Below are 13,906 nucleotides of genomic sequence, written 5' to 3'. Positions count from 1 at the left end.
CCTATACAGCCCGCAGCCCGTATCTATTTCATCCCATGGAATCTTTTGTATTTGCCGTTTTAAAAAAAAATGACCCTGTTACGGCGCCAAGGCCGGCAGGGTCCATTCCGTACTATATATATCAAAGGGGGTTATATATATAAATATACAAACCAATTGTGAATGAAACATTAAAACAGCATTATGCCAGTATTAATTTTTGATGTCTGTTTGGTTACGGGACATCCGCCCATTTTTACAGGGCATTTATCACGATTTTCTCCTCCCGGCATACGCTGTTTCCATAGTTGAGAATGGGAGGCGTTAAAATGTCTTATACTGCTGGATCCCCTTATTCCTATTATCCCTATCCATCCCCCTATCCCTATCCTTATCCTTACTATTCACCGTATCCATATCCTTATCCTTATGCTGGATACCCTTACGGACCATCCTGGGGCTTTCCCTATTTTGGCGGATACGGAGGGTACGGGGGATACGGACATGGCGGGCATTACGACGGTTTTGGCGGCCATGGAGGCTATCCGGGCATTGGAGGTCATGGCGGTTATCACGGAGGAGGGGGCTATGGAAGCCCCGGCGGAGGACACGGCGGGGGTCCTGGCGGCCACCGCGAACCATTCGGCAATGTGCAGGATGACGGGGAATACTTCATCCCGCCGTTCAGCCAATGAAGGAGTTCGGCCGTAAGCGTTACCGGTTTGTAAGGTCCAACTGACCCCGGATGTTAATTTGTGCAGCAGGTCATGAACTGGAATTATTTGCATATGATTTTTACGTATCCTGATGTTGGCAATTTATAACCGGAGGTGTGTGTATGAAGCTCAGAAGCGTAGACAACACGATCGTCGCTCTGATTGGCATTTGGTTTATTATCGCTCCCTGGATTTTCGGGTTCTCAGACGATAACGGCGCATTGTGGACCAGCGTCATTATCGGAGCCGTTCAGCTGATCGCCTCATTGTGGGCGTTTTCGAGTTCGGGATGGGGATCCTGGCAAAATTGGATTTCGCTTCTTGCCGGAGTTTGGTTCATCGTATTCCCTTTCGTTTATTCCGTAGATACAAGTGCATTATGGACCAGTATTATTCTTGGTGCCGTAACGGTGCTTCTCAATTTGATCACGATGGGCGCCAAGGATTAAGCCCAAGCAAAAAATACGCGGATCCGCGTATTTTAGAACAGCCCTCGTGTAGCAAGCAAGTTAAGTTGTTGTTTCTACTCACTAAGATATAGAAGCCAGATCAGCCAACACCAGGCACCATAAGCAAACGCTGCAGCCCAGAGCATAATAAAGCGCAGGCTTGTCCCATTATGCGGGAGGAACCTGCGCTTTTTCTTTTCCTGACCGATCCCTTAGAGAAGGACGGGTTGTCACGGACGATATTTCTTTTCGCTGGAGGAGGAATCTTTGGTGTGCTCTTTATCCTGCTCGTCCTTCATATTTTCGGTTAAATCCTCAACGGGGATCGGATCCACGTTGCGTTCACTTTCGAAGCGGTCGAACAAGCTTTTGCGGTCGGTGGCATACTGTTCCGGATGGTCCATGCCGGCATGCTTTTCGTTTTCATCACGATTCACGGGCTCCTTCCGGTCCTTGTACTCCTTATCCATATTTATCACCTCTTGGAGTACAAATACCCGGCTGCCTAAAAATGAATCACGCCCGATGGCTAGGGTCAGTACGGCTGTAACTGGAGAAGCCACCTGTCCCCGGCAGGACGCCAAAAACAGGTGAGCAAACTATATTTTTGTTGATGTTATATCCAGAAAGAACGGGTAATGATGACCAACAAAATAAAGAGGACCAAAATTGCACCTGTCGATGCGAAAGGATTTACGCCGCAGCCATAACCTCCAACGACTCCGCTCATTTCATTCCCTCCCTCCGGTTTCATACTCTTAAGGTATGAAAGCCCGCTCCCGATGGTCTGGTCAAAGACCCAATTTTCAGGGCGGGGCACAGCCTATTTTTCGAGGAAGGAACGTTAGCCCATCAGGATTGCTTTTTGCCCAGGACATTCTGGGTATACTTGAGCAAAATGCTGCCGAGCGTCCCGATATCGACCGGATCTTCGGCCTTCCAGTCGGGACTGATTCCCACCTGGTCGATCAGCCATTGTCTTCCCGATTCCTTCCATTGCGGAGCTGTCCCGCCGGTGTTCGGCGTTTGATTGCTGTATGCTGCCATTAATTCCGCCTCGCTTCCCTTATACTCGTTCAGGTCAACGTCGCCGCTGATTCCCGGCACTTTGCCCTTGTTGGTATACTGGATGAACTCCCAGGCTTTCCAGCCCGCTTTGTTAGCTGGCGTACCGCTGCTGTAATAGGCATACCACAGCGGATAAGCGCCGAGCGACGAATCCAGATAAGAATCGATAAAGCTCGGAAACGTATAGATCATCAGGGTCCGGCCAGTCCGCTGCTTGAATTGGGTTCCCCAAGTATTCACGATCTGGCTGATCCGCGCCTTGGTCTGGCCCTCCTTCGTTTCGATATCCAGCACAAACGGAAGCTTGAACGCGGACAACCCCCCGGCACTATCGATCACCTGGAGGAAATGATCCACCTCATTCTTAACATCGTCCGGTGAGGCCGCACGGGTAAAATGGTATGCTCCGACGAGAAGCCCCGCGTTTCTGGCATCCTGCGCGTTGGCGCGGAAGCGGTCGTCGACGATCCGGGATCCCTCCGTCGCTTTAAGAAAGGCAAACGAATATCCCGCGCCGCGGACCTTTTTCCAATCGATGATGCCCTGCCAATGCGACACATCTATGCCTCTGGCGTGGGTTGCGCTCCGGCTTTGCACTGACAACACCTCCATTCGTATTACCATATTTTATCCATATGTCATAAATGCACAAACGTATGGACAATCCAGACCCATTTGCAAAATGTGCTCCGGCCCGGCCATTCCGCACAAAAAAAAGAAGCCCCGTCTCAAATTGGAGCTTCTTCCCCGAAATTAATGCTGAACCGGTTCCGCCAAGGGCCGATCGATCGTCAGCGTTTCCCTTGAGCGGCCTCGTTGATCCATGAGCCCGGATTCCCCGTACTCGCGGTACTTCCTCATCCATACCTTTAACCGGCCGATATCGGCGATGCCTAATGCGGCAGCCACTTCTTTTTTGGTCATCCCTTGAAGACGCATATGTACGGCCTTCCGTTTGGTATCCAGGCTGTATGAGCTAAAAACTTGCCCCTTCTTGGCCATCCGTATCACCTCAAACTATTTATCGGAAGGCAGGGCAACTTTTTCAATATTAATTTACCAGCTGAAGCCGACCGCTTTCAAAAATTCCCGGGCCAGCGTCATATGTCCGCGGGATCCAGGGTGGACACGGTCCCAGTTCGTAGCCAGCGAAGACAGGTAAACATGCTCCGACAACGCGTCGAAAGCAGCCTGTGTATCAACGAAGATGGCGTCGAATTCAGCAGCGACTTTTTTGACGACAGCCCCATAGACGTCCATCGTAGCACGCATCGGATCATCCACGTTCGGATCGAGGTAGTACGGAGTCATCAAGACGAGTCCCTTCAGCTGCGGCCGTGTCGTTTGTACCAGTTCCCGCAGCGTCGCTTCATATTCGTCCAAATATACATGCTGATCCGGATTCAGCGGGCGGTCGAATTGGCGCCACACATCGTTGGTTCCGATCATGATCGAAAGCCAGTCCGGCTTCAAATCGAGCACGTCGCTCTCCCAGCGCTCCTTCAAATGGCGGACGGTATTTCCGCCGATTCCCGTATTCAGCACCCGGATGTTGAGCTGCGGGTATACCGCACTCATCAGCGCGTCGACTTGGGCGACGTAACCGCTGCCCAGCTGGCCGAAGCCGCCTTCCCCAACCGGCCGGACGCGGCCGCAATCCGTAATGGAATCCCCGATAAAGAGTAATGTATCATTTTGGCTCAGCTTCATCGCTTTTAGTCCCTCTCCTTTTTGCGTTCAGGCAAGTAATATGTAGATCGCAGTTCGCTTAGCAGTTACTATCATTCTATCACATTGGCGGGGACCGTCTATACCGAAAAATCCCTTATTCTGTTCGCTTTCAGGAGCGGAGATACCCCTGTTTGACCGCGTCGTCGATCAAGTGCTGAACCAGCGAATACAAGTCCGGGAGGTCCTCCTGCAAAAAAACGACCCGCGCCCGGACGCGGTCTGCCGCGACGCCATGTTCCTGCCACGCTTTTCCCCCGGTAAAATAATTGTGCAGCAGCGGCTGGATCCGGTCCATGGCCGCCGCATAACGCGATTCCAGGGTTTCCCGCTGCTCGAATTCAAGCCACAAGGCCAGCATTTCATCACGCTGATCCACGGGCAGAAGCCCGAAGATCCGCTTGGCCGCGGCCATTTCCCGCTCGAATTTCCCCTCCTGGCCCTGCTCATCATAAGCGAAGGTGTCTCCTGCATCGATTTCAACCAAATCGTGCACCAGGAGCATTTTCATGACCCGGAGCAGGTTTACCTTCCGCTGATCCAAATGCTCCTCAAGCAGCCAGGCCATGAGCGTAATATGCCAGGTGTGCTCCGCATCATTTTCGTGCCGGGATTTGTCCATCAGGTACGACTGGCGGTAGATCGTCTTCAGCTTGTCGATCTCCCTGATAAACTCGATCTGCCGGTTCAAACGTTCATTCATGGCTAACAACCTCCTATACGTTAGGACGAACATATCATATCCTGCAGCCCATGACAAAACGGGCCCGCTTGGGGCATTCCTTGCACTTCTTTTCTCCCTCTAACAAAAAAAGTCCCGGTCATGGCCGGGACCCTTTCCTTTATCGCAAGATATGCTCAATCATAAGCCTGTTCTTTTAGAAGCTAAACCTTACGTGAACATCCGGTAGACTCTTGCCTCATATGGGCGCAGCCGATCGGGTTCCATTCCGTCCCCGGGATAGTTGCCGATGATCAGCTCCCGTTTTATGCCGCTGTACCTGCCATCAAGTTCAAGGACCGCAGCCGATTCCGAAAAATTCAAAGCGATAAGCCATGTCACCTCGCCCAAAGTCCGGGTATACGCATAAATCAGCTTATGATCCTCCAGCAGGAGCCGGTAATCCCCGTATACCATCACGGGATTCTGCTTGCGCAAAGCGATCAGCCGCTGATAATAGCGGAAGACCGAATCCGGATCGCCCATCGCCGCTTCCGCGTTGATCTCCCGGTAATTGGGATTAATCCGGATCCACGGTGTACCTGTCGTAAACCCGGCATTGGGCCCGGCGCTCCACTGCATCGGCGTTCTCGCATTGTCCCTTCCCTTAGTATGGATCGCCTCCATGATCGTTCCCGGATCCGCATTTCCCTGCGTGACCCGTTCCTCGTACATGTTTAAAATTTCAATATCCCGGTAGTCCTCAATGCTGGAAAATTGGATGTTCGTCATGCCAAGCTCCTCACCCTGATAAATGTAGGGTGTGCCTTTAAGGGTGTGCAGCAGCGTAGCCAGCATTTTAGCCGAAGGAACCCGGTATTCACCGTCATTGCCGAATCTCGACACCATCCGCGGCTGATCATGATTGTTGAGGTACAGACTGTTCCACCCGTCCTCCGCCAGGCCGGTCTGCCATTTATGCAGCACGCCGCGCAGCTTCTGCAGCGTCCAAGGGACCACGGCCCATTTGTCGCCGTCGCCTGCATCGATGTCCATATGCTCAAATTGAAACACCATTTGCAGCTCTTTTCTGTCCGCTCCGGTATATTTCAGGGCTTCCTCCACAGATACGCCCGGCGTCTCCCCAACCGTCATGACATCGTATTTCGACAGAACCTGCTCATTCATCTCCCGCAAATAATCATGCACATGCGGCCCGTTCATAAAATAAGGACTGCCGTCCCCAAGCCCGTCCTCCCCGTCATCTGGAAGTCCCGGCACCTTGGAAATCAAATTGATGACGTCCATTCGGAAGCCATCCACCCCTTTATCCAGCCAGAAGGTCATCATCTCGTACACCAACTGCCTAAGCTTCGGATTGTCCCAGTTCAGGTCGGGCTGTTTCTTTGAAAACAGGTGCAAATAATATTCACCGGTCATTTCGTCATACTTCCAGGCCGAGCCGCTGAAAAAGGACCTCCAGTTGTTCGGCGGCGTATTCCCGCTTTTATCGGGTCGCCAGATATAATAATCACGGTAAGGGTTGTCCCGGGATGAGCGGGATTCCGCAAACCAGGCATGCTCGTCTGAGGTATGGTTTACGACCAGATCCATAAGCAGCTTCATTCCGCGCTCGTGCAAGCCGTCCAGCAGCTGTGTCCAATCCTGCATCGTGCCGAACTCATCCATGATCTCAAGGTAATCGCTGATGTCGTAACCGTTATCGTCATTCGGCGACTTATAGACCGGAGAGAGCCAGATGACGTCCACTCCCAGCTCCTGCAAATAATCCAGCTTCGACACGATCCCTTGAATATCGCCGACCCCGTCGCCGTCGCTGTCTTTAAAGCTGCGGGGATAGATCTGATACACGACGGCTTCTTTCCACCACGTGCGTTCCATATTTCGTCATTCCTCCCAATTTGCATATATACCGCCAGAGCCATTATCGCGGCAGCGGAATTCCATCCTTTTATGCTTACCCCAACCAGGACAGCCTATAACGAAACAGCGTTTAATCCGTACTCTTTCTTCCCCAAATTCGATATGGAACAATTTAACAAAAGGGGTTATAGTACGATAGGGGTCTCCCTTATTAAAAGAAGCTCTACATGGACTGTAGCGAAAGGCGGTACACAATGGATTCATTCATCAAAAAATTAGGCTTATGGATCGCTGCCGTTCTGTTGTTCGTGGTTGCAGGCGCCACACCTGCCTTGGCTGCGGCCGGTTCCGGCTGGAACGTCAAACTGGTGAGCGTTCAGCTGGTTGAAAATGAGCATGTCGGCAATGAGTGGTATTACATAGCTTCGGTGAACGGCAAGGAAGTGGAGGAAGGTGGTTCGGTCGCCTTCAAAAACGTGAGTTCGATCAACCTGTACGCCTACGCGGAAGAACAGGACAAGGTCCCGGACAAAGCCAAAGCCCAGAAAACGATTAAAGTCAGCACGCTGACAAAGAAAACCCAACAGGTGGAGATGAAAGTGACGGTCACGGAAAACCGGGGCCGATATTCGGGTAACCAGGCCGTATGGAAATTTACCTTTCAAATTTCTAAAAAGTAAAACCACTTTCATTCTTCCGGAGTCCTCGAATTCGCGTAAAAAAAACTGCGGTTCGTCCCCCCATGCTATAATAGAGTCACTATAATTCGAAGCATACGGGGTGGCATCAGCGCTATGACGAACAAAGAAACGAGAAATATCGGCATTTTTGCCCATATCGACGCAGGTAAAACGACCACAACCGAGCATATGCTCTTTGAGAGCGGCACGATCCGCACACTGGGCAGCGTGGATCAAGGAACGGCGCTGACCGATTCGCTCGAAGTCGAGCGGGAGCGGGGCATCTCCGTGCGTGCCGCCGCGACCACGCTTCATTGGAAAGGCATACATATTAACGTCATCGACACGCCGGGCCACGTCGATTTTCTATCCGAGGTGGAGCGGACGATGCGCGTCATGGATGGGGCCATTCTCATCGTATCCGCGGCCGAAGGCGTTCAGTCCCAAACGGAAACGGTATGGCATGCGCTCCGATCCTTAAACATCCCGACGTTAATTTACGTAAACAAAATGGACCGGATTGGCGTGTCGGCCGCTTCCGTCATGGACGAAATCAAGCGGCTCCTCTCCCCGCATGCCGTCCCGCTTCAGATGCCGATAGGCGAAGCGGAGGATTTTGCCGGTATGCATTCCATTCTGGATTCTGCTAAGGATGGGGAGCTTGAACGCCCGGAGTACGTACAGTTGGTAGAGGCCTGCGCAGATATGGATGAAGAGCTGCTTTTGCGGGTTATCGAAGGTGAGCCGATTGAGCCGGATGAGCTGCGGAGCATGCTCGCCCGACTGACCCGGCAGGGCCGGTTGTTCCCCGTGCTCTTCGGCTCATCGCAGAGGGGCATCGGCATCCGGGAGCTGCTGGATCATGCCGCGGCGTATCTGCCCGGGCCAACCGGCGATAGCGACGGCGAGCTGGCGGGCATCGTGTTCAAAATCGAACGGGACAAAACGATGGGACGCGCCGCCTACGTCCGGCTCTATAACGGCACCCTGAAAAACAGGGATGCCATCCGCAATCTGACGCAGGACGTTCAGGAAAAGGTAACCCAGATCCGGAAAATGGACGGACGCAAATTCGCAGATTTGGGGGAGCTGCATGCCGGCGATATCGCCGCGGTATACGGCCTGTCCCAATCCAAGATCGGCGATATTCTGGGCAGCATCGAGCGCATCCCCCCTTCCCCTTCCATCGCCGTACCGCTGCTGACCGTTCAGGTACAGGCCGAGGAAGAAGCGCGTTACCAGGACTTGGTGGAGGCGCTTCAGGAGCTCACCGACGAGGATCCGCTGCTTGACCTGCAGTGGCTGCCCAACGAGCGGGAGCTCCATCTTAAAGTGATGGGCTCCATCCAGCTCGAAATTTTGTCCAGCCAGCTGGAGAGCCGTTTTGGCCTGAAGGTCCGGTTCGGCCAGCCTTCCGTTATTTATAAGGAAACGCCAAGCCAAGCCGGCGAAGGCTTTATCGCTTATACAATGCCCAAGCCGTGCTGGGCCGTGCTCCGGTTCACGATCGAACCGCTCCCCCGCGGGAGCGGACTCGTATACAGCTCCCGGGTACGGAGCGAAGATCTGCTGACGAGCTATCAGAACGAGGTGGAGCGGCGCGTCCCGGAGGCCCTGCAGCAGGGGCTCCGGGGTTGGGAGGTCACCGACCTCAGGGTAACCCTCGTTGAAGGAGAACATCATGTGTGGCATACGCACCCGCTCGATTTTGTCGTCGCAACGCCGATGGGCATCATGAACGGCTTGGCTGCGACGGGCACGACCCTGCTGGAGCCGATGCTTCGGTTTCGCATCACTACCCCTGAGGAATACGGGGGCAAGATCCTCAGCGACCTGGTGCAGATGCGCGCGGAATTTGAGCCGCCTTCCATCCTGCACGGACGCTTTATGGTCGAAGGCATCATCCCGGCGGCGACTTCGCTCGAATTTCCGGTGAAGCTGCGGTCGATGACCGGCGGCCGCGGCGTGATGGCGTCCTCTTTTGCCGGATATCAGGAAGCCCCGCCGGAAACCAATGCCGCTCGCCAGAGACGGGGCGTCAACCCGCTGGATCAATCGAAATACATTTTAAGCGTACGAAGCGCACTGTCGAGCCAATAGGCTGCTGGCTGCAGCCTGGTCCGGCGTTTTTCATAAAGGAGGATTTATGTTTATTAAAATCGCCTTGTTTTTCATACTGGCCCGGCTGCTCGGAAACCCCTTCCTGGCCATCCTTGTCCTGCTGATCATCGTCTATTTGCTGGACAGAAAATTTGTAGGCATTTTTCCGAGCGTGACCAAACCCTTTAAACGGATGAGCCGGATATCCAAGCTGAAAGCGCACGTGACGATGAGCCCCAGCGATGTCTCTTCCAAGCACGAGCTCGCCCGCCTGCTGATCGAACGGAAAAAGTATGCCGAGGCGCTCCGTCTGCTGGAATCCATCGAAACCCAGTCCGAGGAGTCCGCCGAATATTGGGATGATCTTGGTACCATCAAGCTCAAGCTGGGACGCATCCAGGAGGGCGAACAGCACATCCTGCGAGCGCTTGAGCTGAACCCGCGCGTCAAATACGGCCGCCCTTATCTGAGGCTGGCGGATATTTATAAGAACACCGACCACGCCAAGGCCGTGAGCTATGTGCAGGAGTTCCAGCAGATTCAGTCCTCCTCCTGTGAGGGCTACTACCTGCTCGGGATGATGTACAAATCCCTCGGCAGGAGTCAGGATGCCAAAGCGGCGTTCCAGGAATCGATCGACCTGTACCGGGCGCTGCCCAAGTACAAAAAACGTCAGGAACGGAAGTGGGCCGTCCTCAGCATGCTTCGCAAGTGAGCCTTATACTGCAGCAAAAAAACAGACCCGGCGGACGGGTCTGTTTTTTTGCTGCCGGGCGATTTAGGCCAAAGGCCGGTAACCCAACGCGTTAAGCTGCTCCGCAATCACCCGGTACCCCCTGCCGTTTGGATGCAGATGGTCAAGCGACAGCAGTTCCCGTTCCCTTCCCTGAAAGGAACCGTAAATGTTGGCGACCCCCAGGTTTCCACCGGCGTTTCCGTTTAAAAAACGGTTATACTGCTGTACCCAGTAACCCGCCTCTTCAACCTGCGGGTACGGGTTGTACAAGCCTACGACGCGGATAATGTAGGGACTCTGGCCCCCGCCTTTTAATTGGTTGATCGTGCGGAGAACTCCGGACACATTCGTTTTGCATTGGCTCAGCGCCTGGTTGAAATGCTGGGAAGCCTTCGAGCCGAACGGTGCGCTTTTGGCCGCCCGGATCAGGTCGTTGCCCCCAATCGAGATCGTAATGATCTCCGCCTGCTTGATCGCCTGCCGCATCGCTCCATTCCGGCTGATGTGCTCATACAAGCCTGACGTCGTCAACCCGTTTACGCCAAAATTTTCGTAGGACACAAAAGCTCTTACATGCTGTTCCGCCATCCCCCGATACACTGGAACAAAACCGTTTCCCGGCAAGGCTCCAAAACCGACGGTCAATGAATCCCCTATCGCGGTGTATGAATACACCAAAGCCTTCGCCCCCCTTCTGACTCATAAGCTGCATACTGCAGTATATGTATTCGGGCCCGGGAGCGAAACGGGACCATGCGCGGGATTTTTCATTTTGAAGGAAAGGGACTCCGAATATTTCACTCGCTGTTCTGAAGGGCTTGAATAAATGCCCTCAAAGCCTGGTACAATGGATCCCTTTTTCGCAGCCATGCGTCCAACAGTTCCTGCTGATCCTGAAGGTACCATCCTAGATACTTGCGGATAACTTTGTCATAATCAGCATTGGAAGCGGCCTCCTCTTCCATACTTTCCAGCATGCGCTCCCAATCGTTTGACTCGTTTGAAGATAGGTCAGGGTACGAACCGGCTAGCTGCCTAGCCGTTTTAATGAAACATTCCCGGTACAGAATCAGAGCAAGGTACTGTCCAAACCTTCGATGCGTGGGATCATCCTCCATCGATTGAACGAATAATGCCTCCGCGTCCTTCAGCTTCCCCTGTCTCATCATGGCCATCGTATGGGTCGACAGATCGGCATACTACGAGTCTCTCGCCATCGCTTTTTCATAAAGTTTGTAATAGGCATTGTAAGCCTGCCAATCTTTTTTCTTATAGTAATAGTCTGTCAGTCTCGACAAATATCCGGAGGTCGGATGGAGCAGAACCATTTCCTTCAAATAAGTCTCTTGCTGTTTTTCGGCGTTTTCTCGGTCGAAGGAATCCGATCCGTTCGATCGGTGTTCGGATATTTGTGCATCGATCATCACGATCAGCATATGAAGGCTGTGCGTATCGGCCGGATCGTCCTTGTATGCCTGCTCATATTGTTTCATGGCCTGGTCCAGATTCCCTGCCAGGAGCGTGCGGTCCGCCAGTGTCAATTCTCTCTCCTTCAGATAAAAGAATGGCAGGTTTCCGATTTTGTCGTTTCCGATGCGATACCCATCACTTCGGGTGAGCAAATGGCCATCATTGTCATACGCATTCACGGTCCAGAAGAAGCGGTTATCCGGATTGGAGAACCCGAGCAGGGACAGCGGATCCGTGATCATCTTCCGGTCCTGATCCGAATAGGATGAAATCCCGCCTATCAGATGATAGAGTTCCTCGGTCTTTATCGTTATGCGTGTCGTGTCAACCTTTGTCTTCACCGGTTGGCTGACCGAACCTGAATGAATCCGCACCCCGAGGTATATATCGTAATAAGCGGCTTTCGGCACAGGCTCCCATGCAAAGGTGATCCGATCTTCGCGGACCGTCGTCTGGTTAACGGGGAAAGCTAATTCCAGCAGCGGCTGTAAAACGGCATCTCGGGTTACATCCTGAAATCCAACACGAATCCATTCATTGGATTCCGTAGGCCAAGTCCACCCGCTGATCTGATCCAATTCGAGCCCCAAATACAGCTGGTAGCTTCCTGGAAGCACTCCTTTGATCGTATATTCCCCCTTCCCGTTGGTCATCGTTTGGTAAGGTTCGTCCGATTGGAGGCTTCCTTGAACGCGGTCCTTCGTCCGCAAATAAACGCCAGCATAGGCTATCGGTGAACCGTCGCTTCTCTTCAGCGTACCCGACACTTCAGGCAGACGGTCCGATTTTGAGGCAGCAAGCTTTTGTAATCCCTGTTTCAGCAGAGTGGGCTGGTCAAAGATCACCGTTGGTTGTTTCCCGCTTCCATAGACCGGAGATCCTTCCCATTTTTTTAGTGCTTTCAAATATTGCTGAATGCTTTCGTTTCCGGCCAGATATCGGGTCTGAAGCCAGCTGAACTTCTCCACGATACGAGTGTCTGGATTTTGTGTAAGCTCGTGGGATAAATCGGCACTGATCTGCCGAAAAAGATCCATGTCTCCATGGTTTCCGGCGACCTCGGCCATTCTAATTTTCACCTTCTGAGCGGCATACATCTGTGAAGCAGGCAGCCGTTCATCGGTACGTTCCAGCAGCTCGATCGCTTTTTCCCATTGCCCCGCTCCTTCGTAATAGTAAGACAAAAGCAACGCCGCTCCAGCCAAATTAAAATCAGCTGGCCCTGATTCCACGTAAGCCTCCAAATAGGGGAACTTTTCCTTCAATGTGATGGGGGGGAGCTTCCCCTGTCCCTCATAAGTTACCGAGCTCCATTCCGATGTTCCCGGACCGACATATATGTCGTAGCTGTTTGTTAGCTCGGCTCCCTCCCTGCCGATCAGGTAATTGCGAATATATGTCCACTTCTGCTCATCCTCCGATTCCCGAATCCGCTTGAAAACCTCCTGCTTGCTCAAATTGCTCCACACCGCCTGATTAGTGTTTTGAGACGGGGGGCTTTGACGGGAAAGGGCTACCAGAAATCCAGCTGCGAGCAGGAGAAAGACAGCAGTGGACAAAATCAAATGCTTAACTTTGATGGTCACCTTCATGCCCATTCACCTTCCGCTCATATTCGTCTTTCCAATAATAGCTTCCACCTTCTTCAATCAGTTCACGATGCAGCTGTGGCCCGCCAGGATGAGTTTTCGGCTGCTCGGCTAAATGGTATACGAACAACGCAGCCATAAGGAACAATGGGGCTGTCCCAAGCGGCACAAGCGGCAGTTCCAGTTCTTTGTTCAAAAAAGCCCGCACCCTGTCTCTCCAGCTCCGGGGATGGGTTGCTCTCAGTACTTCCTCAGCTTGGGTAAACCGAATTTCGGACAGCTCCTGCTCCAAAGTCCGCTTAATCAAAAGCTGTTCTGTTTTTCGCATCAAGCTCCTCCTGTTCCAGCATCTGCTGCAATTGTTGACGTCCGCGGGCCAACCGAGCCTTGACGGTGTTCTCACTAAGCTGCAGGTAACCGGCAATGTCGGACACGCTCATCTCATTAAAATAGTAAAGCGTAATGCTTTCGCGATAGATGTATTTCAGCCTATGAATGGCTTCGCTCAGACCCTCGTTCCTCCACTTCGTCAGGAGCTTCTCTTCCGGGCCGGGGGCAGGAAGTCCACCCATCATTTCCTCCATCCGCGGCGAGGGCAAGAACCGTCTCCACGACCAGGCACGCTGCTTCATTCTGCATCTGTTCACGACAATGCGGATCAGCCAATTCCTCAGTTTGCTCTCATCCTGAAGCTGTTCGATATGCCGAAAGGCTTGAATAAAACTGTCCTGAACCGCTTCCTCGGCATCATACCTGTCACGGAGCAGAAGAAACGCCGTTCGCAGCAGCTCGTCACCGAATTGACGCATAATCCATTGAAGTGCCGCCTCATCTTTTTGCTTCAGT

General features: G+C 52.8%; 17 protein-coding genes. 5 read left to right on the top strand and 12 right to left on the bottom strand.

What is annotated here, in order from left to right; genetic code table 11:
• Positions 1-308: 308 nt before the first annotated feature.
• Together FHS19_RS02240 and FHS19_RS02235 are read left to right on the top strand one after the other, a co-directional pair.
• On the top strand, positions 309-674 hold the full coding sequence (locus tag FHS19_RS02240; protein ID WP_183578041.1) for a hypothetical protein: 366 nt from the start codon (positions 309-311) through the stop codon (positions 672-674).
• 143 nt (positions 675-817) lie between these two features.
• On the top strand, positions 818-1,144 hold the full coding sequence (locus FHS19_RS02235) for an SPW repeat protein (protein ID WP_105443685.1): 327 nt from the start codon (positions 818-820) through the stop codon (positions 1,142-1,144).
• 230 nt (positions 1,145-1,374) lie between these two features.
• Here the strand turns inward: FHS19_RS02235 and FHS19_RS02230 are convergent, their stop codons facing one another.
• The 7 genes from FHS19_RS02230 to FHS19_RS02205 form a co-directional block, all read right to left on the bottom strand.
• Positions 1,375-1,614, bottom strand: coding sequence for a YczO family protein (locus FHS19_RS02230; RefSeq protein WP_183581508.1), 240 nt, complete (start codon positions 1,612-1,614; stop codon positions 1,375-1,377).
• A 146-nt stretch (positions 1,615-1,760) separates the two neighbouring features.
• Complete coding sequence (locus tag FHS19_RS34545; protein ID WP_192714767.1) at positions 1,761-1,874, bottom strand: sporulation protein YjcZ; 114 nt, start codon at positions 1,872-1,874, stop codon at positions 1,761-1,763.
• A gap of 122 nt (positions 1,875-1,996) precedes the next feature.
• Complete coding sequence (locus tag FHS19_RS02225) at positions 1,997-2,809, bottom strand: glycoside hydrolase family 25 protein (protein WP_183578038.1); 813 nt, start codon at positions 2,807-2,809, stop codon at positions 1,997-1,999.
• Positions 2,810-2,965: 156 nt separating this feature from the next.
• The gene (locus tag FHS19_RS02220; RefSeq protein WP_183578035.1) at positions 2,966-3,214 is read right to left on the bottom strand and encodes a helix-turn-helix domain-containing protein; all 249 of its coding nucleotides are present in this window, start codon (positions 3,212-3,214) and stop codon (positions 2,966-2,968) included.
• Between the two features lie 54 nt (positions 3,215-3,268).
• Positions 3,269-3,922: an SGNH/GDSL hydrolase family protein gene (locus FHS19_RS02215; RefSeq protein ID WP_183578032.1), complete on the bottom strand. Its 654-nt coding sequence runs from the start codon at positions 3,920-3,922 to the stop codon at positions 3,269-3,271.
• 130 nt (positions 3,923-4,052) lie between these two features.
• Positions 4,053-4,643 (bottom strand): HD domain-containing protein, encoded by a 591-nt coding sequence (locus FHS19_RS02210; RefSeq protein ID WP_183578029.1) that lies wholly within the window; start codon positions 4,641-4,643, stop codon positions 4,053-4,055.
• 189 nt (positions 4,644-4,832) lie between these two features.
• The gene (locus FHS19_RS02205) at positions 4,833-6,503 is read right to left on the bottom strand and encodes a glycoside hydrolase family 13 protein (protein WP_183578025.1); all 1,671 of its coding nucleotides are present in this window, start codon (positions 6,501-6,503) and stop codon (positions 4,833-4,835) included.
• 236 nt (positions 6,504-6,739) lie between these two features.
• On the opposite strand from FHS19_RS02205, the gene FHS19_RS02200 reads away from it, so the two are divergent.
• The 3 genes from FHS19_RS02200 to FHS19_RS02190 all read left to right on the top strand — a co-directional run bounded on the left by FHS19_RS02200 (position 6,740) and on the right by FHS19_RS02190 (position 9,980).
• Positions 6,740-7,165 (top strand): hypothetical protein, encoded by a 426-nt coding sequence (locus FHS19_RS02200; RefSeq protein WP_221223817.1) that lies wholly within the window; start codon positions 6,740-6,742, stop codon positions 7,163-7,165.
• A 114-nt stretch (positions 7,166-7,279) separates the two neighbouring features.
• Complete coding sequence (locus FHS19_RS02195; RefSeq protein WP_183578022.1) at positions 7,280-9,265, top strand: GTP-binding protein; 1,986 nt, start codon at positions 7,280-7,282, stop codon at positions 9,263-9,265.
• Positions 9,266-9,311: 46 nt separating this feature from the next.
• Positions 9,312-9,980 carry a tetratricopeptide repeat protein gene (locus FHS19_RS02190; protein ID WP_183578019.1) on the top strand — a complete coding sequence of 223 codons (669 nt, stop codon included), beginning with the start codon at positions 9,312-9,314 and terminating at the stop codon, positions 9,978-9,980.
• A 63-nt stretch (positions 9,981-10,043) separates the two neighbouring features.
• Here the strand turns inward: FHS19_RS02190 and FHS19_RS02185 are convergent, their stop codons facing one another.
• The 5 genes from FHS19_RS02185 to FHS19_RS02165 all read right to left on the bottom strand — a co-directional run bounded on the left by FHS19_RS02185 (position 10,044) and on the right by FHS19_RS02165 (position 13,869).
• Entirely contained in the window at positions 10,044-10,676 is a 633-nt protein-coding gene (locus FHS19_RS02185) for an SGNH/GDSL hydrolase family protein (protein WP_312887137.1), read from the bottom strand.
• A gap of 122 nt (positions 10,677-10,798) precedes the next feature.
• Positions 10,799-11,170 carry a hypothetical protein gene (locus FHS19_RS02180; protein ID WP_183578013.1) on the bottom strand — a complete coding sequence of 124 codons (372 nt, stop codon included), beginning with the start codon at positions 11,168-11,170 and terminating at the stop codon, positions 10,799-10,801.
• Between the two features lie 30 nt (positions 11,171-11,200).
• The gene (locus FHS19_RS02175; protein WP_183578010.1) at positions 11,201-13,063 is read right to left on the bottom strand and encodes a carboxypeptidase-like regulatory domain-containing protein; all 1,863 of its coding nucleotides are present in this window, start codon (positions 13,061-13,063) and stop codon (positions 11,201-11,203) included.
• Positions 13,041-13,388: a hypothetical protein gene (locus FHS19_RS02170; RefSeq protein ID WP_183578007.1), complete on the bottom strand. Its 348-nt coding sequence runs from the start codon at positions 13,386-13,388 to the stop codon at positions 13,041-13,043. Before FHS19_RS02170 ends, FHS19_RS02175 begins: the two co-directional genes overlap by 23 nt.
• The gene (locus FHS19_RS02165) at positions 13,360-13,869 is read right to left on the bottom strand and encodes a sigma-70 family RNA polymerase sigma factor (RefSeq protein WP_183578004.1); all 510 of its coding nucleotides are present in this window, start codon (positions 13,867-13,869) and stop codon (positions 13,360-13,362) included. Before FHS19_RS02165 ends, FHS19_RS02170 begins: the two co-directional genes overlap by 29 nt.
• Between the last annotated feature and the right edge of the window lie 37 nt (positions 13,870-13,906).

Origin of the sequence: Paenibacillus rhizosphaerae (assembly GCF_014192015.1) — a bacterium.
In the GTDB taxonomy this organism is placed as follows: Bacteria; Bacillota; Bacilli; order Paenibacillales; family Paenibacillaceae; genus Paenibacillus_AQ; species Paenibacillus_AQ rhizosphaerae.
This window is presented reverse-complemented; position numbering and strand designations above follow the sequence as displayed.

Bases quoted from the DNA above. Each gene is read 5' to 3' on its own strand.
- FHS19_RS02175 (WP_183578010.1), bottom strand. From the start codon at position 13,063: ATGAAGGTGACCATCAAAGTTAAGCATTTGATTTTGTCCACTGCTGTC.
- FHS19_RS02190 (WP_183578019.1), top strand. From the start codon at position 9,312: ATGTTTATTAAAATCGCCTTGTTTTTCATACTGGCCCGGCTGCTCGGA.
- FHS19_RS02210 (WP_183578029.1), bottom strand. From the start codon at position 4,643: ATGAATGAACGTTTGAACCGGCAGATCGAGTTTATCAGGGAGATCGAC.
- FHS19_RS02195 (WP_183578022.1), top strand. From the start codon at position 7,280: ATGACGAACAAAGAAACGAGAAATATCGGCATTTTTGCCCATATCGAC.
- FHS19_RS02165 (WP_183578004.1), bottom strand. From the start codon at position 13,869: ATGCGTCAATTCGGTGACGAGCTGCTGCGAACGGCGTTTCTTCTGCTC.
- FHS19_RS02215 (WP_183578032.1), bottom strand. From the start codon at position 3,922: ATGAAGCTGAGCCAAAATGATACATTACTCTTTATCGGGGATTCCATT.
- FHS19_RS02205 (WP_183578025.1), bottom strand. From the start codon at position 6,503: ATGGAACGCACGTGGTGGAAAGAAGCCGTCGTGTATCAGATCTATCCC.
- FHS19_RS02170 (WP_183578007.1), bottom strand. From the start codon at position 13,388: ATGCGAAAAACAGAACAGCTTTTGATTAAGCGGACTTTGGAGCAGGAG.
- FHS19_RS02180 (WP_183578013.1), bottom strand. From the start codon at position 11,170: ATGATGAGACAGGGGAAGCTGAAGGACGCGGAGGCATTATTCGTTCAA.
- FHS19_RS02235 (WP_105443685.1), top strand. From the start codon at position 818: ATGAAGCTCAGAAGCGTAGACAACACGATCGTCGCTCTGATTGGCATT.
- FHS19_RS02240 (WP_183578041.1), top strand. From the start codon at position 309: ATGTCTTATACTGCTGGATCCCCTTATTCCTATTATCCCTATCCATCC.
- FHS19_RS02200 (WP_221223817.1), top strand. From the start codon at position 6,740: ATGGATTCATTCATCAAAAAATTAGGCTTATGGATCGCTGCCGTTCTG.
- FHS19_RS02220 (WP_183578035.1), bottom strand. From the start codon at position 3,214: ATGGCCAAGAAGGGGCAAGTTTTTAGCTCATACAGCCTGGATACCAAA.
- FHS19_RS02230 (WP_183581508.1), bottom strand. From the start codon at position 1,614: ATGGATAAGGAGTACAAGGACCGGAAGGAGCCCGTGAATCGTGATGAA.
- FHS19_RS34545 (WP_192714767.1), bottom strand. From the start codon at position 1,874: ATGAGCGGAGTCGTTGGAGGTTATGGCTGCGGCGTAAATCCTTTCGCA.